Origin of the sequence: Spirulina major PCC 6313, assembly GCF_001890765.1 — a bacterium.
Lineage (GTDB): Bacteria > Cyanobacteriota > Cyanobacteriia > Cyanobacteriales > Spirulinaceae > Spirulina > Spirulina major.
Map to the genome: position 1 here is coordinate 3,450,200 of NZ_KV878783.1, position 18,646 is coordinate 3,468,845.

Below are 18,646 nucleotides of genomic sequence, written 5' to 3' on the forward strand. Positions count from 1 at the left end.
GTTGGAAGGATTCCTATGGCAATTGAGTTTACAAAATATCATGGTCTTGGCAATGATTTTATCTTAATCGACCATCGCCACAGTCCGACGTTGACGATGACACCGGCGGCAGCGATCGCCTTGTGCGATCGTCATTTTGGCATTGGGGCCGATGGTGTCATTTTTGTCCTACCCGGTCAAGATAACACCGACTACACGATGCGGATCTTAAACTCCGACGGTTCCGAGCCAGAGATGTGTGGGAACGGGATTCGTTGCCTGGCCCGGTTTATCGCTGATCTAGAAGGACTCGAACCCGACACAACGAAAACCTACCGCATTCACACCTTGGCCGGGTTAATTTGCCCAGAGTTGCAACCCGATGGCCAAGTGACCGTAGACATGGGCGAACCGCGTCTCCTCGCGGCGGACATTCCCACCCAATTAGGCGAGGCGGAGGGAAAAGCGATCGCCCAACCCCTCACCGTCGCCGGGCAAGATTGGATCGTCACCTGCGTCAGCATGGGCAACCCCCACTGCATCACCTTCGTGGATGATGTGGCCGCCATCCCCCTCAGCGAGATCGGCCCCCAGTTTGAACATCACCCCGTCTTTCCCCAACGCACCAACACCGAATTTATCGAAGTTGTCGCCCCGGATTATGTCAAAATGCGCGTCTGGGAACGAGGCGCGGGGATTACCCTCGCCTGTGGGACGGGAGCCTGTGCCGCAGTGGTGGCAGGGGTGCTGAACCAGAAATGCGATCGCACCGCCACCGTCGAACTCCCCGGCGGCAACCTTCGCATCCAATGGCATCCAGAAACTCACCATCTCTCCATGACCGGCCCCGCCGAAAAAGTGTTTACTGGCACATGGAACCGCATAGAATAGCCCTAATGTGGCCATCACAGTCGGATACTCCCGATTTCAACCCCATTTCATCCCCAGGAATACCGTCAAATTCCTTGGATAACACGTTTTCAGACCGACATTTTTTAGCTATTTACGGACAAACACCATGAGCGGCGGGATCTATCTCATTCAAGGAGACAACCAATTGGTTGCCATGGAAGAAAAACCCTACGATTCAGAAGCCTTGCTGCAAGAACTCCTGGAGCAATACCCCAATCTCCTGGGGGTTGATCAGGCGAATCATCACTTCAGTTCGCAATGGTTATTGATTAAACGCACCGGCAATATTCCCACCGATGACATGGGGGTCGAACGGTGGTCACTCAATCATCTGTTTCTGGACTATCAGGCCATTCCGACCTTGGTGGAAGTGCAGCACGAAGGCGAACGCCGTCCCCGCCGCGAAATCATCGGGCAAATGTTAGACTATGCCGCCAATGCGGTGGCCTATTGGCCCGTTGAGTCAATCTTGGATCAGTTTGAAGGGAATTGTCGCCGCCAAAACCGCGATCCGGAGCAGGTTTTTGAAGACTTCCTGGGGGAAAATGCTGATGAAGAAAAGTTTTGGCAGCAGGTGAAAACCAACCTTCAGGCGGGTAAAATCCGGCTGGTGTTTGTGGCGGATCACATTCCTCCGGCGATGCAGCGGGTGGTGGAGTTTCTCAACAAGCAGATGGACCCGGCTGAAGTCTTGGCGGTGGAAATCAAACAATACATCAGCCCGGAAAATGGTTTAAAAACCCTGGTATCCAAAATCATCGGACAAACCGCCGAAGCTCAACAGAAAAAAGCAAGCACCACCCGCGAGCGTCGTCAATGGGATAAAGCCTCATTTTTGGGCGAGTATGCGGCTCGATATGGGGAGGATGAAATGGCGTTGGTGCGGGAACTCTACGATTGGATTGGCTCCCATGCGGACGATCTGTATATTCAATGGGGGACGGGGGATGCCTATGGTGGCTTTGCGGCTCGGCTGACCTTTGCCTCGCCCTTGGGGGAACTGTTTGCGGTGGGGATTAATGGCACGCTGCAAATCGCGTCGGAATTATACGCGGCTACACCTCCGTTTAATCAAGAGGCGGAATGGCATGAACTGCGCAATCGCTTGAGTGCGATCGGGCTGGCTTTACCGACGAATCCGCTGGAGCGACGGTTACCAAATTTTCAACTTTCGACGTTACCGGATGAAGATGCCCTTGATCCGGTGTTAGATATGTTTGATTGGGTCTTGTCCAAAGTGAAGAATGCGGCCAGTCGTTAAGGAACGGGGGGCGGGTGTTGCTGAAATCCCTCGCTGCGTGGATGATAATGGGGGTGAACTGATCAAGGGTTGAGGGTGATGGTTTTGCGATCGCGCCGACGGCAAGGCGTTAGTGTCTTGATTGGAATTTTGATCCTTTGGGCCCTCGTGGTGACCGTCACTGTCTTACGCCTTGTTGTGCCGACCCCTGTTGCTGTGAATTCGTCTCAACTGCTCACTGACCCCTTTTTACAATTGCCCACAGCGGACTCGGTGCGGGTGGTTTGGCTGACGGAGTTTGAGGGTCAGGATCATCAGGTGTGGTATGGCGATCGCTTCCAACACCACCAAATGGCCACCACCCAACGCCTCAGCCGCCTCCGAGAAGATGCCGACTCTCCCCTGATCAACCCCCCACCGCGCCCCACCTTCCGCCCTGTGTGGCGACATGAGGCGCTGATTACTGGGTTAACCCCCGGCCCAACCGTGCCCTACTTTGTTCACAGTCAGCGCGAAGATGGTCTGGAGATCAAAAGCGATCGCTACACCCTCGCCGCCGCTCCCAAGCCCGGCACACCCCTCAAAATTCTCCTCACCTCTGACCATCAACTCAAATCCATGACAGCGGCGAATCTTCAACAGGTCACCGCCACCGTTGGGCCCGTGGATGCCGTTTTTCTGGCGGGTGATCTGGTCAATATTCCCGATCGCGCCTCGGAATGGTTCGACAGCAGTGCGGGTAATGCCTTTTTTGCCTGCCTCCAGGGCCGCGCCCACAGTGTGATTGAGCAAACGAACGGCAGCACCGTCACCTACACCGGCAGCGCCATCATTCAAAACGCGCCCCTGTTCCCCGCGCTGGGCAATCATGAAGTCATGGGGCGGTTTTCCATGGAGCGATCGCTCAACGACCAATATAACGACCCTTTCCCCCGCCCCCAAGCCGCCGAATTCTTTCCCCCTCCCGACACCGAAACCACCCGCGACCCCCACCTCCAAACCGCTTGGCTCAAAGCCCACAGCTACAACAGCGACACCTACGAAGCACTCTTTACCCTCCCCGAAACCAGTCCCGGCGGCCGCAAATACTACGCGATCAGCTTTGGGGATATTCGCCTGATCAGCCTCTATGTCACCAATATTTGGCGGCGACCTACCACAAAAGACGGCCCCGTCAGCCGCTACCGAGAACCCAGCGAAACCGCCCCCGACCCCGCCCAATGGAGCTACGGTCAACATATTTTTGAACCGATCACCCCCGACAGCGAGCAATACCGCTGGCTGCAACAGGAGTTAACCTCCCCCGCCACCCAGCAGGCAAAATACAAAATCGTGATGCTCCACCATCCACCCCACAGCCTCGGCGATAATATCATGCCCGCCTTCACTGACCCGCAGCCGGTGATTGAGCGCGACGGGAATGGTGCGATCGCTTCAGTGCGTTACGAATATCCCCTCGACCAAGACCACATCTATCAACACCTCGAACCCCTCTGGAACGCAGCCGGCATCGACCTCGTGTTTTACGGCCATTCCCATCTGTGGAATCGGTTCCAAAATCAGGCAGGCGTTAACTTTCTCGAATCCTCCAACGTCGGCAACACCTACGGAGCCTATCTCCCCGGCGGCAAGAAACGCCCCACCCCCGCCAATTACACCGAAACCTACATCGCCCAAGGCGACCCCAACGGCCTCCAGCCCATTTTCCCCACCCTCGCCCCCCTCCTCGACCCCGAAACCCAGCAGCCCCTCCCCTACATCGCCAGCAACACAATCACCGTCTTCAGCATCCTCGATACATCCAATGGCGCGATCAGCAGCTACCGATTCGACACCACCGATGCAGCGAGTCCCGTGGTGAAATTCGACGAGTTTGCATTAACGCCATGACCCTACTGCCGTAACACAGCTAAAATAAGGCTTTATTGTAGGGTGGGTCGGGCGGCTTAAACTCCCACTATCACTGCAACCCAGTAATCCGCCGTAACCCACCAATTAACTTGTGCCACGGCATGACGAGAATTGTGCATCTCGTAGGGGCATGGTCACCATGCCCTCTGACTTGGACGGCTGAATCATTCAAACTCAAAGTTTGCCGGAATTGGCTTGACCGATGAACTGTTCTAACGGGCAGATCGTGACCCATGATTCATAATTGAGATACTGATTTAACTCGCCACTGAGATACCAATCCCTGAGTTTCCAACCAGAACCGCCAAGGACGAGATAGGCTTTCTGGAAGTCAGGATGTTGCCGCATCGCTGCCATTAAACAAATGTAAGGATTCAGGTACTTGAAACGCAGTCACAGCAAGGCTTTCAAAATCGAGGTGAGTTCTAAACTAACAGTTCATTCTCAATAATTACGCAAGACTAGGGGTTACAGCCTTGTTTATTGAGAATAATAAAATAGCTCAAAATAGCTGAAACCCATACTGAGCAGTGCTTACAGCCAAATCCTCATGACCTGAATGCTTACAAACAAATCACCTCAAAGGGAACTTTTTGCTCGGCTGTGCCGCTGACCTGTTGCCACTTTAAGGAAATCAAAATCATCGCCTCATCCTTGGCCGCCACCACATCAACGTAATGTTTCCCGCCCCCCGGACGATGACCAATATTCACCTGAGTTTCGTAACGATAGCCCCCTAAATCCAGGGAGGGCAGTACCATGAATTCGAGGACTTGGCCGGTTTTAGTGTTGCGAGTCATGATGATTTAGCGGCTCAGGGGTTGGATATTTTTAAAGGCGAGCATTTCCTGGGCTGGGGTGCGATCGCCCGTGCAATTAATCCGCCGGGGAGCGGCTAGGGTTTGATAGGTAAAGCCCAAGGATTGATAGAGTTCGAGGATGCGATCGGTGGCTTGATTTGAGACAATCACCGGGCCGGGATGTTGGGCTAACCAAGTGGCAAGCCGCCCTTGATCGTCCCAGGTAAAGCCCCCTTGTGAATATTGACGAAAGGGAACATCATAGGGGGGATCGGCATAAATAAAATCATCCGGTGCGATCGCAATTTCAGAAAAATCTGTGTTGGTGAATGTCCACGGGGCTAACTTGGGTTTGTAGGGTTGAAAATCTTGGGTGTAATTAATCGTTTTGTAGCGTCCAAAGGGGACATTAAACCCGCCTTTTTGGTTGAAGCGACAGAGACCGTTATAGCCGGTACGATTTAAGTAATAAAATAATTCTGCGGCCCGTTTGGTGTGGGCTTTTTGAGCCTGAATGAGTTGATTAAATTCAATGCGCCGCTGGTAATAAAAATCGGAGCCATTTTGCATCGGGTTGTCAATGACGAATCCTCGTTGTAAGTGGCGGTAAAAGTTAATCGCGTGGGGGTTGATGTCGTTGAGGATTGCTTGTTGAGGATGGAGACCGAGGGCGATCGCTAAACCGCCGCAAAAGGGTTCAACGAGGCGATGCTCAGGGTGGAGTTGCCAATAGGGGAGCAGGTGAGGGATCAACCAACGTTTGCCCCCAGCCCATTTGAGGGGGGGTTTGAGGGGAGAGGGAGCGGGGGGGGAAGGTTGCGATCGCGTCACGAGACTCTATAGATGAATACAGGCAGACAATATTAGTACAGAACGCCTATTGTAATGGGAACAGGAGAGCAACTTCAAACTCAAGCAATCCATAGTGATTGGGCGAAGCGAATTGAATAGAGCAGGAGAATGAGGCCGGAAAAGCTCACGACGACGCGGGCGAGTTTGGGGTGATAGTGGAGCCAGATGCCAACGGCGATCGCAACGGTGACAATGCCGTAGGTGTGGCGTTCGAGGGAAATGGTGCGGCCATGGCTGAGGATGCCGAGGAAACTAAAGAAGCCGTACAGCAGGGCCGTGGCAGGAATTTCGGCTCGGTAGCGCCACAGTAGAGCCAAGCTACCGAGCACCATGCAGAGATTCAACAGGGGATCGCCGGCAACGAGCCAAGCGAGGACGAATAACGCGCCGCCTGCATAGACTCGCCCCTGAACGTGCGATCGCGCCACAGCCATCCCCAACCCGATCAACACTAACACCACCAGAGGATAGACCGGATCAGTGAATCCTGCGTCTCCGATATTGCCAGGGCCGAGGAAGACTTCGCCGAACATAATCAGCCAGCCCTGTCCATAGAACTGATCCGGTACAGCCCAGGCTTGCTGCACGTTGAGAAACGCCAGGGGATCGCCAAACTGAAGCCAACAAAAGAGGCTATACAAACCGGCCCCCAGTCCGGTACAGAGGGCAGCGAGATAGGCCCACCCCGTCCGCCGTTGACACCAGGCGGTGATCAGCAGGGCAGGGACGAGGGCGAGACCGGGAAGGCGGGCGGCGGTGGCGCAAGCTCCCCAGAGGGCAGTTTGGAGAGGATCGCGGCGATCGCAGGCGGCGAGGGTGGCGATACTGAAGGCCAGAAATACCGATTCGGTATAGACCACCGTGCCGAAGAGGGAAAAGGGACACCAAACGAGGACAATCACCGCCCAGCGAGCGATCGCCTCTCCTTTCCGCCCTTGGAGCCAACGATAAAGCAGGATCACACTGATTAAAAATGCCCCGTTTGTGACCAGCACACCGGCCACCTCAAAGGGGAATCCCAGCACCATAACGCCCCGAATCAACAGGGGCAACATCGGAAAAAATGCCACATTATGACCCTGGCCGTCGGCGATGTAGCTGTAGCCGGTGGTGGCGATGCTTTCGTAAAAGGTGCTATCCCAGGCGGTGAAGGCTGACCAGTGAAAGAGGGCCTGTTCGCCGCCGGGCGGGGCTTGGAGGAGGGGCGCAACCCCTAATAAGCCCAGCAAAATCCAGAGGCGACTGAGGCCCCACATGGCGACGGGGAAGGTGAGGGGATGGGTTTGCCGGGGGGGTACGGGGAGATCGCGGTTCATGGCGTGGGGGGGATGCTGACGATACCCGACCATTGCACCTGTTTTTCGTGGGTGCGACGATAGGAAAAAAAGAGGTGGGGCTGTTGATAGGTGCAACAGGGGGCGATCGCATAATGCGCTGCCGGAATGCCGAGGTCGGTTAATTGTCGTCGGATGATTTGGCGCACATCGAGGCGGACGCGGCCCGGTTGGGAGTCGGGGAGGAGGGCGGGTTCTGGTTCTGCGAGCAGGAGGGCGATCGCCTCGTCTGGGGCTAATCCGTCACACCGGTTTAAACTCGCGGCCACCTCTGCCCCCACATGGGTTGTGACTTGATACACTTCCCCCGCAATAGCCGGCCCCAGGGCAAAGCGTAAATCTGTGGTCTGGCTTCCCATGGCTACCATCTGCGCCACCGTTGCCGGCACAATCCCCAAGGCTGTCCCCCGCCACCCGGAATGAATGGCAGCGGTGCGGCCCGTGGTGCGATCGCCAATTAACACCGGCGTACAGTCCGCACTGGCCACCCAGACCGATTGGGCCGGGGTTTCCGTCACGGCGGCATCTCCGTCGGGGCGGTGTTCCGGGTGGGCAGCGATCGCGGTGGGGGTTAATACGGCTTTCCCATGAACCTGTTTGAGGCGATAGGCCGGGGCCGTGGGGTGTAGCATCGTCACTAACTCGCTCGGCGGTTGGGGCGCAAACGCCGTCGTAAAAAAACCATGGGGCCAAGCGGACAGAACCTCAGCGGTAAGGTAAGGCTGTCCGGTGGCTATAGTCTGCCACTGCCAACCAGGGGCATCATGGGCGGGGTCAGAAAAAGGCATGGCAGCATCATTCCGTAATCAACACGCCCTTGATTCTACCGCTTCGGTTTCGGAATCTTGCGAACGCTAGAGATATTCTGAGGCAACGATCATCGAGCCAATGCCGGAATTGGTGAGGATTTCCAAGAGCAGCGCATGGGGAACACGCCCATCGACGATATGAGCGGCTTTCACCCCTTGGGCGAGCGATCGCACACAACACTGCACCTTCGGAATCATCCCCCCCGCCACAATCCCATCCTCAATCAACTGCCGCGCCTGTTGAATATCGAGCTTTTCGTAAAGGGTTGACGGATCTTGATAGTCATGGAGAATCCCGGCGGTATCGGTGAGCAAAATCAATTTTTCCGCTTCGAGAGCCGCCGCAATCTCCCCCGCCACCGTATCGGCATTGATATTATGGGCCTGGCCATCATCATCCGCCGCCACACTGGAAATCACCGGCACATAGCCCGCATCCACCAACGTCTTAATCAGGTTTGTGTTCACCGTGCTTACTTCCCCCACAAACCCCACATCCGCCGCGCCCACATGACGCGCCCGAATCAAGTCCCCATCTTTACCACAGAGGCCCACTGCCTTGCCCCCGGACTGATTCACTAAGGACACAATTTCTTTATTTACCCGACCAACCAGCACCATTTCCACCACATCCATGGTGTCTGCATCGGTGACGCGCAACCCATCTTTGAATTGGGGTTCAATGCCCAACTTTTCAAGCCAACTATTGATCTCAGGGCCACCACCATGGACGACAATCGGACGAACCCCGACACAGGAAAGAAACACAATGTCTCGCACCACTTTATCTTTGAGGCTGCCATCTTTCATCGCTGCGCCACCATATTTAACAACAATGGTGCGCCCCGCAAAGGCTTGAATATAGGGCAGGGCTTCACTCAAGACCCGAACACGGGTGGCTTCTTCTTGTTTGAGATACTCGCTGTCGTTGCTCATGAAATTATGTTGCACAGGGGTTAGATAAAACAGGGCTAGGCCCAAATGTAGCGTTTACCGTGGAATGGGTCAGCAATGCAGCTACATTAACTACAGAATGGCGGCAGCATCGCGTCAAATCCTGATCGAGCCAGGAATTATGCACCATGTCAACGCTGAGCATTCGTTCAAAGACACATACTTGTTCTATCGGTTTTTTGCTGATGAAGTCTAGTGTCTTGTCTAGCTTAAAAAGGTGAGTTGTTATCCAGAGGGGTGAGCGGAGCCGAACCCCGGAGCACCAAACTTCGACTTCGCTCAGTCTTCCAGTTACTTGCCATCTGAGGCTAGACAGTCCACTAGTGCAGAGTCAAGAGTTAAGCTTCGGATCGTCTTGAATGTCCAGCGCTCAAGGTGACGGTGCATTACGCTTCGCCAACAGAATCTTACTGCCGGGCACGATGGGAATAACGACCAACGGGCACAATGGGGATAACACGCAGCGGGCACGATGGGGATAACGACCAACGGGCACAATGGGGATAACACGCAGCGGGCACGATGCCCGCACTCCTTAAATCCTTGGATATGACTGGAGTGGGAGCGTCTCGCTCCCTAGTGGTTCAATCGCGTCTCGCTCCCTAGTGGTTCAATCGCGTCTCGCTCCCTAGTGGTTCAATCGCGTCTCGCTCCCTAGCGATTCAATCGCGTCTCGCTCCCTAGTGGTTCAATCGCGTCTCGCTCCCTAGTGGTTCAATCGCGTCTCGCTCCCTAGTGGCTCAATCGCGTCTCGCTCCCTAGTGGTTCAATCGCGTCTCGCTCCCTAGCCAGTAGGGTGGGTTGGGCGGCTTAAAATCCTGCCATCACTGCAATCTAGCAATCCGCCGTAACCCACCTGTTCAGATGTGTTTTGCCACTACGGGGTTTGGTTGTAGTAGTCTTGGGTTCCTTTTGCGTCGAGGGCTTGGCCGAGGCGGTTGAGGGCGTGGACGTAGGCGGCGGTGCGCATGGAGATTTTGTGATCTTGCGCGATCGCCCAAGTGGCTTTGGCTTCGGCGACGATGCGGGTGGCGAGGCGATCGCGCACTTCCTCCGCCGTCCAATACAAGCCATTGCGATTTTGCACCCATTCAAAATAACTCACCGTCACCCCGCCCGCATTGACGAGAATATCCGGAAACACCAAAACCCCGTGGGCATCGAGAATCTGATCCGCTGCGGAGGTTGTCGGCCCATTCGCCACCTCAAAAATGTAGCGGGCGCGGATATCCGCAGCATTGGCGGCGGTGATTTGGTTTTCCAGGGCAGCGGGGATCAGCACATCCACATCGAGCTTCAGCAGGTCTTCGTTGCTGATGATCTCCTGCTCGCCCATGTCGCAAACCGTGTCATGGCAGTAAAGAGACTGGATGCTTTGGCGATCGCGCTTATAGGAACGAATTTTCGGAATATCGAGGCCCTGGGGCGCATAGATCCCCCCTTGGGAATCGCTCACCGCCACAATGCGATAGCCCGCCCCATCGAGCAAAGAGGCCAACGCTGCCCCCGCCTTCCCAAAGCCTTGGATCGCCACGGTGGTATTACTGGGATATTGCTCGAACAGGGGCAACAGCGTTTTAATCACATTAAACGCACCCATGGCCGTCGCGGTGTCGCGCCCTTCACTGCCACCGAGGGCGAGGGGTTTCCCCGTCACCACGCCGGGACTGGCTTTGCGTTTGATAATCGAATATTGATCCATCATCCAGCCCATCACCATGGCGTTGGTGTAGACATCAGGGGCGAGGATGTCAATATCCGGGCCGATGAAGTCAGCGATCGCATCCACATACCCCCGGCTCAACCGCTCCAACTCCTGGCGTGACAATTCCTTCGGGTTGACCGTAATCCCCCCCTTCGCCCCCCCAAAGGGCAAATTTAACAACGCACATTTAAACGTCATCCAAAACGCCAAGGACTGCACCTCATCCAACGACACATTAGGGTGATAGCGCACACCACCCTTCCCCGGCCCCCGCGTATCGTCGTAGCGCACCCGATACCCCTGGAACACCCGCAGCGAACCATCATCCATCCGCACCGGAATCGAAACCGTCAAACCCGCCTTGGGATACTTGAGGCGATCGAGGGCATCTTTCGATAACGTCACATACTGTAATGCCTTTTCTAAACGGCTACTGGCATCACTCAATAACGATAAAGGAGTGGGGTGGGAAACCGGAGTGGGAATCGTCATAGCTGTCCGGAAGTGAAAGGACTATAGTTCTATTAGACACGAGAAAAACAGTATAAAAATATACAAAAAATAAAACGTAATGTCTTTTTTAGATTTGCAATTTTCCCGCATACCTGACAGTTTTTGAGGAACGCGCAACAATGGTTAGCACAGGTGTTGACGAAACAGGGTAATCTCGATGGCTCACACGTCTAGCCCCGACAGGTGAGGGGATCTAATCTGAACCCCTGTTCCGGTTTCTAGCCTTAGGATCATGAAAAGACGATCAGGTGTGTTTGGGTGGTTTGAATCACAGCGTTTTCTGGGTTGGGTTAAACGAGTGAAGCCCTATGATGATTTTGATTGGAGTGTTGGCGGCCCTTTCGGCATCCGCTGCGGCTGGGATGCGCATTGCGTTGCCGCTCTTGCTCATTGGTTTGTTGCGTGGAGATTTGTGGGATAACGTCCCGATCTTGGCGTTAGTGCATCCCCAGGTGGTGGTGGGGGTGCTGACGAGTTGGTCTTTGTTTGAACTGTTGGGGTCGAAAAAACTGCTCGGCCAGCGGGTGAATCAATTGGTGCAGTTGTGGTTTAGTCCGGTGGTGGGGGCCGTGATGGCGATCGCCGCCCTCCAACTGACCCCGATCGAGATTCAACCCCTTTGGCCGATTGCGATCGTTGGGGGTCTATTGGCGTTTGTGCTGAAGTTGGTGCAGGTGGGTTGGTTTTTCCGGCTGCGGGGTTTGCCGCTGTGGGCCATTTTGCTCGAAGATGCGCTCTGTGTGTTTCTGGTCTTTTTTGCCTTTAACGCCCCACAACAGGGGGGACTAATCGCGATGCTCTTACTCTGGCTCTCCGTGCGCAGTTCGAGTGAATGGTATCGCTGGTATAAGAACAAAGGCAATGATCAGGACAAGGCGCGATCGCGCCCCATCCCATAAATTCCCCTAGCCTGCTCAAGATTGGGAGCATGACTCCCTGCAACCCATCTGAACCTCACCCAAATGATTAGAACTTTCTATAGTCCAATCGACAGACCAACCGTCCATTCCTTTGCATTTAATTCTTCAAATGAGTAATTTAATTCACCCCGCCGCCCCACTTCAATCGCATAGAAGTCAGATTTAGGAATATCAGGAATTTCAAAACTAAACACACACTGAACTAAGGATTCCTTTTGTCCAGACCCAGTATTACCAGTGGCTAAAATATTACCTTGTCCATCTCGGATTGTCACAGACATATTCGCTTCAATATCACTATATCCTCCACCACCGTAGCAATACTCATCACTCCCCTCAATATCAGAATCCACGAGCGTGAGAGAACCTTTAATCGTGTATTTTGGATTGACCAAAGGAATAGAAGGGAGAGAAACACCTTGTCCTGATGTTGCAACTTGGCTTGAGCCTTGATTTGAATTAGGGCTAACAACATTCCAAAAAAAGGATGTTGCTAAAAATGTTGCCAAAACAATGATGATTCGTTCCCCGTTTTGAGTTTGGAGGAAATCGACAACAGCTTCTAGAACTTCAGCAATTGTAAAATCAGCAACTTTTTTGGTTTGAGTCTTGCGTTGTGTGGTTGAACGGGTATAGGTTGGGCGTGTTTTTGTTGTTTTCTTGCTTGTGTTGGGGTTTGGATGAAGGTCGACCGTTGGTTCAATGCTAGATGGTGTTGGGGGTGATTGTAGAGTTTCAATCAGGTTAAATGAATCTTGCCAAAGATTTATTGTTTGGTTTGATAATCGACCACGGATAATCACTTTAGTGATGTTTTTAGGCTTGACTTTGAGTAATCCTTTTTTGACAAAATCAACGATTAATGATTGAGTCGGCGCATGTTTAGATTCCGCCACTAAGATTAAACATTCAGTGCTGAGAGACGCTTTAACAGAAATCCCCTTAGGCTCTAGAGTTTTATTGATAAGGGTTTCAATGGCTTGAATATTGCCTGCTTTTGCCTGTGTGAGCAATGAGTTTGACTCATTCATTGTTTTACGGTGTTGAAAAAAAATGGGGTTACACTGATAGCCTATTGGGTGATGCGATCGCTAATCCAATTTATAAAATGATCAGGGTTTTTACGATTGCTTTTGATTAGGGTTAGAGTTCGGTTTTGAGGAAGCGTTTGAGATCGGCGGAAATGGGGAGGCGATCGATTTCGTTGAGGAGGTGGGCGCGGGGTTCGGATTGGGCGCGATCGCGATAGACCGCCAGTAAAAGCTGCTCAATGCCTCCTTTTGTCAAGGCCTCGGTAATTAACCCCGTCACCCCCAGCAGCGCAATACCGCCCAACATTCCCCCTGGGCCCAGAAATGCCAACGCCGCCGTAATCGCTGCTGCGCCGCCCACCCCCGTCGTTGCCATCGTAATTACCAAAATAATCCCCGGTAATCCCAACGCGGCTACTTTTCTAACTACCTCATCCATCGTCTATTTATCCCATGCATTGCGGTGACGAGTCGGCACGGCGGAGAAGATTAGCCCGATCGCGCCGCCCCATAGAGTTATCGGGGGGGATTGATGGTTTTATGCAATTTGTTCGGGGACAGGGCGCGAGGCTTGGTAACGCGCACAGGCTTGAATGAACTGCTGGGGAAGGTGGGGAGTCGTGCCCCAATGCATATGGAGGTAGGAGGCGTGGACATTGGCTAAACTCCAGCCTTCGGGTTGGGGGGTGGCGTGGGGTGATAAGCCGGTGGAGTGGAAGAGGTTCGGCAGTTGTGACGAGGCAAGTTTGGAGTGGTGAAACTCATGCCCCCGAACGATCGCACCGGCTGGCATCAACGGGCTAGAAACTTGGGCGATGCCTTGACGGTAGCCGAGGGTGAGGGCGGAACTCATTAAGGTCGTGGCGGGGAGAATGCCGAGCATGGGCCAGGATTGTCCTTTGAGATCGACGAGGGCATCGCAGAGATACATTAAGCCGCCACATTCGGCATAGGTGGGAAGACCGGCTGCAATCAGCTTGTGGAGAGAGTGGCGGGCGGTGTGGTTTTGCGAGAGGGATTGGGCGAACAGTTCCGGGAAGCCGCCGCCGAGATAGAGACCGTCCACGTCATGGGGAAAGGGTTCTACCAGGGGACTCCAGGGGATGAGGGTCGCGCCGAATTGTTCGAGGAGTTCAAGGTTGTCGGCGTAGTAGAAGTTGAAGGCGCGATCGCGGGCGATCGCCACCTTAACCGGGGTAGAGGACAATGCTATCGGTGGGGCGGAACTGGGCGACGAGGGTGAACATTGCAAGAGGGGTAAGAGTTGATCCCAGCGGAAGGATTCGGTGGCGAGTTGGGCGAGGCGATCGAAGGTGCGGGGCAGATCGGGCAGTTCATCGGTGGGGACGAGGCCTAAGTGTCGATCCGGGAGGGTGATTTCTGCATGGCGACGCAGAACCCCCAAAATAGGGATATTCAGCGGCGCGATCGCTGTTTTGAGCAGTTCAAGATGGCGATCGCTCCCCACTCGATTCAAAATCAACCCAGCAATTTTCAAAGTCGGATCAAAAGAACAATACCCATGCACAATCGCCGCCACCGACCCCGACAGCCGACTACAATCAATCACCAACACAATCGGCACATTCAACAACCGCGCCCCATGAGCCGTGCTGGCGTAATCATTGGGGAGCAGCGACGCATCACCTTCCCCCTGCCAATCGCTGCGCAGTTGTACCCCGTCAAAGAGTCCCATCACCCCTTCAATGACGGCATAGTCAGCGGTGGCGGCATGGCGATCAAAACAGGTTTTGACGTAGGCGGGGGAGGTGAGAATTGGGTCTAAATTCCGGCAGGGGCGATCGGTGATTTTGGCGTGAAACATCGGGTCAATATAATCGGGCCCGACTTTGAAGGATTGAACTATTTTTTGCTGTTGGCGTAAATAACTGAGGATCGCCAAGGTGATCGTTGTCTTGCCGGAGTTGCTGCGATCGCCTGCAATAATTAATGCCATAACTCTGAATGACCCATCACGCTAGAAATGTCTTGAAATCCAGATAAATTTTGTTGTTTCGACATCGTTTCAGTTTGATTTTAATGCACGCTTAGAAGTCTCAAACCCGGTGCTTTACAGTCAGAAAATATTGATCATAGTTGATCACATTTTGTGAGGTTGCCATTGATAACGGCTGAGACTAATTTTCCCGGCGGGGGTAAATTCAATCCCTTCTTGTTCGAGTAAATGACGCTGCAAATAATCCGTACCGTGGCGCAAAACAGAATGAGACACTTCTCCTTTGGCATTAATCACCCGATGCCAGGGGATATTCTGCTCTGGCGTAATTCGATAGAGGGCATAGCCTACGAGCCGCGCTTGGCGGGGATAGTCCGCCAGTTCTGCGATTTGGCCGTAGGTGGCGACGTGCCCATAGGGAATTTGGCGAGTGATGGCGTAGATGCGATCGTAGGCGGTCATAGTTAAGGTCGTTAAAGTAGGGTGGGTTAGGCGGCTAAAATCCAGGCGATGACTGTAACCTAGCAATCCGCCGTAACCCACCAACGCCAATGTGCCAACCTAAAATTGACCGCTCAACGCATTGACGCAGCGATCGCAAATTGTCGGATCATCCGCTGCATCGCCGACGGTGGTGGAATAGTTCCAGCAGCGATCGCACTTTTGGCCCGCCGCCGTCGTGATCCCCACCGTGACGAGATCCGTGGCACTGTGATAGTCCAGCGCCGTAATCGCGTCGGCACTGTCTACGAGTTCCACTTGGGACGCGAGGAAGAGATAACGCAGGGCATCCACCCGGATCGCGCCGAGGGTATCACTGGGATTCAAGGCGCTCAACTGTTGGCGAAGATCTGCATCGGGCACAAATAGCAAGACTTTCGCTTCGAGGGATGCGCCGATCACCTTCGCGCTGCGGGCCTGTTCCATCACCTTGTTTACCTCATCGCGCAAGGCTCGGAATCGTTCCCATTTCGTCGCCAATTCCGGCTGTTGCCAAGCTGGATCGGTCTTCACCCAACCCGCTGCAAACACCGATTTTTCGGGAGCTGCGTAGGGGAGCGATTGCCAAATATCTTCCGCCATGTGGGAGAGGACAGGCGCGATCGCTTTGGCCAAATTCTCTAACGCCACAGCCAGCACCGTTTGACAACTGCGCCGACGCGGTGAATCGAGGGCGGAAATATAGAGGCGATCCTTGGCGATATCGAGGTAGAAATTCGACAAATCCACCACACAAAAGTTTTGCACTGTTTGGAAGAACTTAAAAAACTGATAGCTTTCAAAGGCAGCGGTCACATCAGAAAAGACGCGATCGATACAGTGCAACATATAGCGATCCAGTTCGGGTAAATCTTCATACTGAACTGCATCGGTTTGAGGGTTGAAATCGTGTAGATTTCCCAGTAAAAATCGGGCTGTATTGCGAATTTTGCGGTACACATCGGAAAGTTGTTTTAAGATTGTTTTCCCGATGGGAACATCAGAGGAATAATCCACCGACGACACCCACAACCGCAACACATCAGCACCATAGGGCGGCTCTTGTTTTTGATTTTTACCGCCATTAATCACCAGCATTGGGTCAACCACATTGCCGAGGGATTTACTCATTTTCCGCCCCTTTTCATCGAGGGCGAAGCCGTGGGTTAACACCGTTTTATAGGGGGCAATACCGTTGGTGGCGACACTGGTTAAGAGGCTGGATTGGAACCAACCGCGATGTTGATCGGAACCTTCAAGGTAAAGATCGACGGGATAGGTTAATTCCTCGCGGCGATCGGCTACTGCCGCCCAAGAGGAACCGGAATCAAACCAGACATCCATCGTGTCCGTGCCTTTGCGGTAGGTTTTGCCGTTGTTGCGATAGCTGGGGGGGAGGAGTTCCTCGACGGAGAGTTCCCACCAGGCATCGGAACCGCGCTCGGCGATGATTCCCTGCACATGGGCGATCGTGTCGGCGGTGAGCAGGGGTTCGTTGGTGGCTTCGTCGTAAAAAACGGGAATCGGAACGCCCCAACTGCGCTGCCGGGAAATGCACCAATCGGCGCGATCGCTCACCATCGGTGTGATCCGGTTTTGTCCCTGGGCGGGAATCCATTGCACCGATGCGATCGCTTTTAACGCCTGATCTCGGAACCCTTCCACCGACGCAAACCATTGTTCCGTCGCTCGGAAAATCGTCGGTTTTTTCGTCCGCCAATCGTAGGGATATTTATGCACATAGTCCTCGGCGAGGATCAGGGATTTTGCCGCTGTTAAGGCTTCAATGATTGCGCCATTGGCATCCTTGAGCACATTCAACCCTTCAAAGGGCCCAGCTTCGGCGGTCAAGATGCCGTTAGCATCCACTGGCGACAAAATCGGCAACCCGTATTTTTGCCCGGTGATGAAATCCTCTTGACCATGGCCGGGCGCGGTATGCACCAACCCCGTCCCGGATTCGGTGGTGATATAGTCGCCGCCGATGACGATGGGACTAGTGCGATCGTAGAGAGGATGGCGATAGGTGCAATGCTCTAGGGCTGCGCCTGCGATCGTGGTTTTGACCGTTAAGGGGGTGGCAAATTTCGCCGCCAAGGTTTCCACCAAGTCCGCCGCGACGAGCCAATAACGATGGCCCGATAGCGGTTGCTCTATTTCTACCACCGCATAGGTGAGGGCACTATTCACCGCCACGGCCAAATTTCCCGGAATTGTCCAGGGGGTCGTCGTCCAGATTGCTACGCCGAGATCCGGGAGAAACTCCCTCAGGGATTCAGCGGTGGGGGCGAGGTGGGTGATCGTAAAGGCGGCGTAAATGCTGCGGGAGGTGTGGCCTTCGGGGTATTCGAGTTCGGCTTCAGCGAGGGCAGTTTTAGAGCTAGGACTCCAATGCACCGCTTTTAAACCCCGGTAGATGTAGCCATTGAGGGCCATTTTGCCGAATACGCCAATCTGGGCGGCTTCGTATTCGGGTTTGAGGGTGAGATAGGGGTTTTCCCAATCGCCCCAAACGCCGAAGCGTTTGAACCCATCGCGCTGGGCTGCCATGGTGGCGATCGCAAAGTCCCGCGCCTTATAGCGCAGGGCTAGGGGGGTCATGGTTTTGCGTTCTTCGCGGTCAATGGTTTGAATAACTTTCAACTCAATGGGCAAGCCGTGACAGTCCCAACCCGGCACATAGCGGACTTTGTAGCCCTGGAGCAACTTATATTTATTAATAATGTCTTTTAAAATTTTATTTAAGGCGTGGCCCATGTGGAGCGCTCCGTTGGCGTAGGGCGGGCCGTCGTGGAGAATGAAGCGATCGCGGGGATTTTCCACCGCCAAGGTTTCGTAAATGCGTTCATCGTGCCAAAACTGTTGCAATTCGGGTTCCCGCTGCACCGCGTTAGCCCGCATATTGAAGTCTGTTTTCGGCAGGTTGATCGTGTCTTTGTAGCTCTTCGGTTCGGTCATGGGAGGTGAACAATACGCCTGATGCGTTTCAGTATCCCTTTATCTTAAAGGCCCGGATGAACTCTCTGGAATTTCACGGCAATTAAAGGCACAAAAACTCTCAAACTCTCGTGTCATGGCGGAGCCATGACATGGCATTCGGGCGGCTCTGCCGCCGATGGGGTGAGCCAATGGGAGGCAGAGCCTTCCTAACCAGCATGACCCGGCAGAGCCAGGTCACGAGAAGACAGCATGAGAAGAACGCTAGGTCACGAGAAGAACGCCTGGTTACGAGAAGGCGAGCAGGCAAGG

General features: G+C 53.9%; 16 protein-coding genes. 4 read left to right on the forward strand and 12 right to left on the reverse strand.

Annotated elements, in window-relative coordinates:
• The first annotated feature begins 15 nt into the window (after positions 1 to 15).
• From dapF to SPI6313_RS15190, 3 genes are all read left to right on the forward strand, one after another.
• Positions 16 to 870 carry a diaminopimelate epimerase gene (dapF, locus tag SPI6313_RS15180; protein ID WP_072621763.1) on the forward strand — a complete coding sequence of 285 codons (855 nt, stop codon included), beginning with the start codon at positions 16 to 18 and terminating at the stop codon, positions 868 to 870.
• Positions 871 to 997: 127 nt separating this feature from the next.
• Positions 998 to 2,152 (forward strand): hypothetical protein, encoded by a 1,155-nt coding sequence (locus SPI6313_RS15185; protein ID WP_072621764.1) that lies wholly within the window; start codon positions 998 to 1,000, stop codon positions 2,150 to 2,152.
• Positions 2,153 to 2,230: 78 nt separating this feature from the next.
• Positions 2,231 to 4,021, forward strand: a complete 1,791-nt coding sequence (locus SPI6313_RS15190; RefSeq protein WP_072621765.1) for a metallophosphoesterase family protein — start codon at positions 2,231 to 2,233, stop codon at positions 4,019 to 4,021.
• A gap of 195 nt (positions 4,022 to 4,216) precedes the next feature.
• On the opposite strand, the gene SPI6313_RS23630 is transcribed toward SPI6313_RS15190, so the two are convergent.
• From SPI6313_RS23630 to SPI6313_RS15230, 7 genes are all read right to left on the reverse strand, one after another.
• Positions 4,217 to 4,390: a hypothetical protein gene (locus SPI6313_RS23630; protein ID WP_217650624.1), complete on the reverse strand. Its 174-nt coding sequence runs from the start codon at positions 4,388 to 4,390 to the stop codon at positions 4,217 to 4,219.
• Positions 4,391 to 4,605: 215 nt separating this feature from the next.
• Positions 4,606 to 4,842, reverse strand: coding sequence for a PD-(D/E)XK nuclease superfamily protein (locus tag SPI6313_RS15200; protein WP_139276661.1), 237 nt, complete (start codon positions 4,840 to 4,842; stop codon positions 4,606 to 4,608).
• Positions 4,843 to 4,848: 6 nt separating this feature from the next.
• Positions 4,849 to 5,673, reverse strand: coding sequence for a DNA adenine methylase (locus SPI6313_RS15205; RefSeq protein WP_072621767.1), 825 nt, complete (start codon positions 5,671 to 5,673; stop codon positions 4,849 to 4,851).
• Positions 5,674 to 5,753: 80 nt separating this feature from the next.
• The gene (locus SPI6313_RS15210) at positions 5,754 to 7,010 is read right to left on the reverse strand and encodes a mannosyltransferase family protein (RefSeq protein WP_072621768.1); all 1,257 of its coding nucleotides are present in this window, start codon (positions 7,008 to 7,010) and stop codon (positions 5,754 to 5,756) included.
• Positions 7,007 to 7,816, reverse strand: coding sequence for a peptidoglycan editing factor PgeF (gene pgeF, locus SPI6313_RS15215; protein ID WP_072621769.1), 810 nt, complete (start codon positions 7,814 to 7,816; stop codon positions 7,007 to 7,009). Before pgeF ends, SPI6313_RS15210 begins: the two co-directional genes overlap by 4 nt.
• 66 nt (positions 7,817 to 7,882) lie before the next feature.
• Positions 7,883 to 8,773, reverse strand: a complete 891-nt coding sequence (argB, locus tag SPI6313_RS15220; protein ID WP_072621770.1) for an acetylglutamate kinase — start codon at positions 8,771 to 8,773, stop codon at positions 7,883 to 7,885.
• 895 nt (positions 8,774 to 9,668) lie between these two features.
• The gene (locus SPI6313_RS15230; RefSeq protein ID WP_072621771.1) at positions 9,669 to 10,988 is read right to left on the reverse strand and encodes a Glu/Leu/Phe/Val family dehydrogenase; all 1,320 of its coding nucleotides are present in this window, start codon (positions 10,986 to 10,988) and stop codon (positions 9,669 to 9,671) included.
• A 329-nt stretch (positions 10,989 to 11,317) separates the two neighbouring features.
• Here SPI6313_RS15230 and SPI6313_RS15235 point away from each other — a divergent pair, with 329 nt between their 5' ends.
• Positions 11,318 to 11,908 (forward strand): DUF4126 domain-containing protein, encoded by a 591-nt coding sequence (locus SPI6313_RS15235; RefSeq protein ID WP_217650625.1) that lies wholly within the window; start codon positions 11,318 to 11,320, stop codon positions 11,906 to 11,908.
• Positions 11,909 to 11,985: 77 nt separating this feature from the next.
• On the opposite strand, the gene SPI6313_RS22395 is transcribed toward SPI6313_RS15235, so the two are convergent.
• The 5 genes from SPI6313_RS22395 to ileS all read right to left on the reverse strand — a co-directional run bounded on the left by SPI6313_RS22395 (position 11,986) and on the right by ileS (position 18,355).
• Positions 11,986 to 12,960, reverse strand: a complete 975-nt coding sequence (locus tag SPI6313_RS22395) for a hypothetical protein (RefSeq protein WP_139276663.1) — start codon at positions 12,958 to 12,960, stop codon at positions 11,986 to 11,988.
• Positions 12,961 to 13,072: 112 nt separating this feature from the next.
• Entirely contained in the window at positions 13,073 to 13,399 is a 327-nt protein-coding gene (locus SPI6313_RS15245; protein ID WP_072621772.1) for a hypothetical protein, read from the reverse strand.
• Positions 13,400 to 13,498: 99 nt separating this feature from the next.
• On the reverse strand, positions 13,499 to 14,917 hold the full coding sequence (locus SPI6313_RS15250) for a cobyrinic acid a,c-diamide synthase CobB (RefSeq protein WP_072621773.1): 1,419 nt from the start codon (positions 14,915 to 14,917) through the stop codon (positions 13,499 to 13,501).
• A 144-nt stretch (positions 14,918 to 15,061) separates the two neighbouring features.
• Positions 15,062 to 15,379, reverse strand: a complete 318-nt coding sequence (locus SPI6313_RS15255; RefSeq protein ID WP_072621774.1) for an MGMT family protein — start codon at positions 15,377 to 15,379, stop codon at positions 15,062 to 15,064.
• 99 nt (positions 15,380 to 15,478) lie between these two features.
• Complete coding sequence (gene ileS / locus SPI6313_RS15260; RefSeq protein WP_072621775.1) at positions 15,479 to 18,355, reverse strand: isoleucine--tRNA ligase; 2,877 nt, start codon at positions 18,353 to 18,355, stop codon at positions 15,479 to 15,481.
• Between the last annotated feature and the right edge of the window lie 291 nt (positions 18,356 to 18,646).

Excerpts from the sequence above, each read along its gene's own strand:
- SPI6313_RS15245 (WP_072621772.1), bottom strand. The coding sequence starts at position 13,399 with ATGGATGAGGTAGTTAGAAAAGTAGCCGCGTTGGGATTACCGGGGATT.
- SPI6313_RS15230 (WP_072621771.1), bottom strand. The coding sequence starts at position 10,988 with ATGACGATTCCCACTCCGGTTTCCCACCCCACTCCTTTATCGTTATTG.
- SPI6313_RS23630 (WP_217650624.1), bottom strand. The coding sequence starts at position 4,390 with ATGCGGCAACATCCTGACTTCCAGAAAGCCTATCTCGTCCTTGGCGGT.
- SPI6313_RS22395 (WP_139276663.1), bottom strand. The coding sequence starts at position 12,960 with ATGAATGAGTCAAACTCATTGCTCACACAGGCAAAAGCAGGCAATATT.
- pgeF (WP_072621769.1), bottom strand. The coding sequence starts at position 7,816 with ATGCCTTTTTCTGACCCCGCCCATGATGCCCCTGGTTGGCAGTGGCAG.
- argB (WP_072621770.1), bottom strand. The coding sequence starts at position 8,773 with ATGAGCAACGACAGCGAGTATCTCAAACAAGAAGAAGCCACCCGTGTT.
- SPI6313_RS15185 (WP_072621764.1), top strand. The coding sequence starts at position 998 with ATGAGCGGCGGGATCTATCTCATTCAAGGAGACAACCAATTGGTTGCC.
- SPI6313_RS15255 (WP_072621774.1), bottom strand. The coding sequence starts at position 15,379 with ATGACCGCCTACGATCGCATCTACGCCATCACTCGCCAAATTCCCTAT.
- ileS (WP_072621775.1), bottom strand. The coding sequence starts at position 18,355 with ATGACCGAACCGAAGAGCTACAAAGACACGATCAACCTGCCGAAAACA.
- dapF (WP_072621763.1), top strand. The coding sequence starts at position 16 with ATGGCAATTGAGTTTACAAAATATCATGGTCTTGGCAATGATTTTATC.
- SPI6313_RS15250 (WP_072621773.1), bottom strand. The coding sequence starts at position 14,917 with ATGGCATTAATTATTGCAGGCGATCGCAGCAACTCCGGCAAGACAACG.
- SPI6313_RS15210 (WP_072621768.1), bottom strand. The coding sequence starts at position 7,010 with ATGAACCGCGATCTCCCCGTACCCCCCCGGCAAACCCATCCCCTCACC.
- SPI6313_RS15190 (WP_072621765.1), top strand. The coding sequence starts at position 2,231 with ATGGTTTTGCGATCGCGCCGACGGCAAGGCGTTAGTGTCTTGATTGGA.
- SPI6313_RS15235 (WP_217650625.1), top strand. The coding sequence starts at position 11,318 with ATGATGATTTTGATTGGAGTGTTGGCGGCCCTTTCGGCATCCGCTGCG.
- SPI6313_RS15200 (WP_139276661.1), bottom strand. The coding sequence starts at position 4,842 with ATGACTCGCAACACTAAAACCGGCCAAGTCCTCGAATTCATGGTACTG.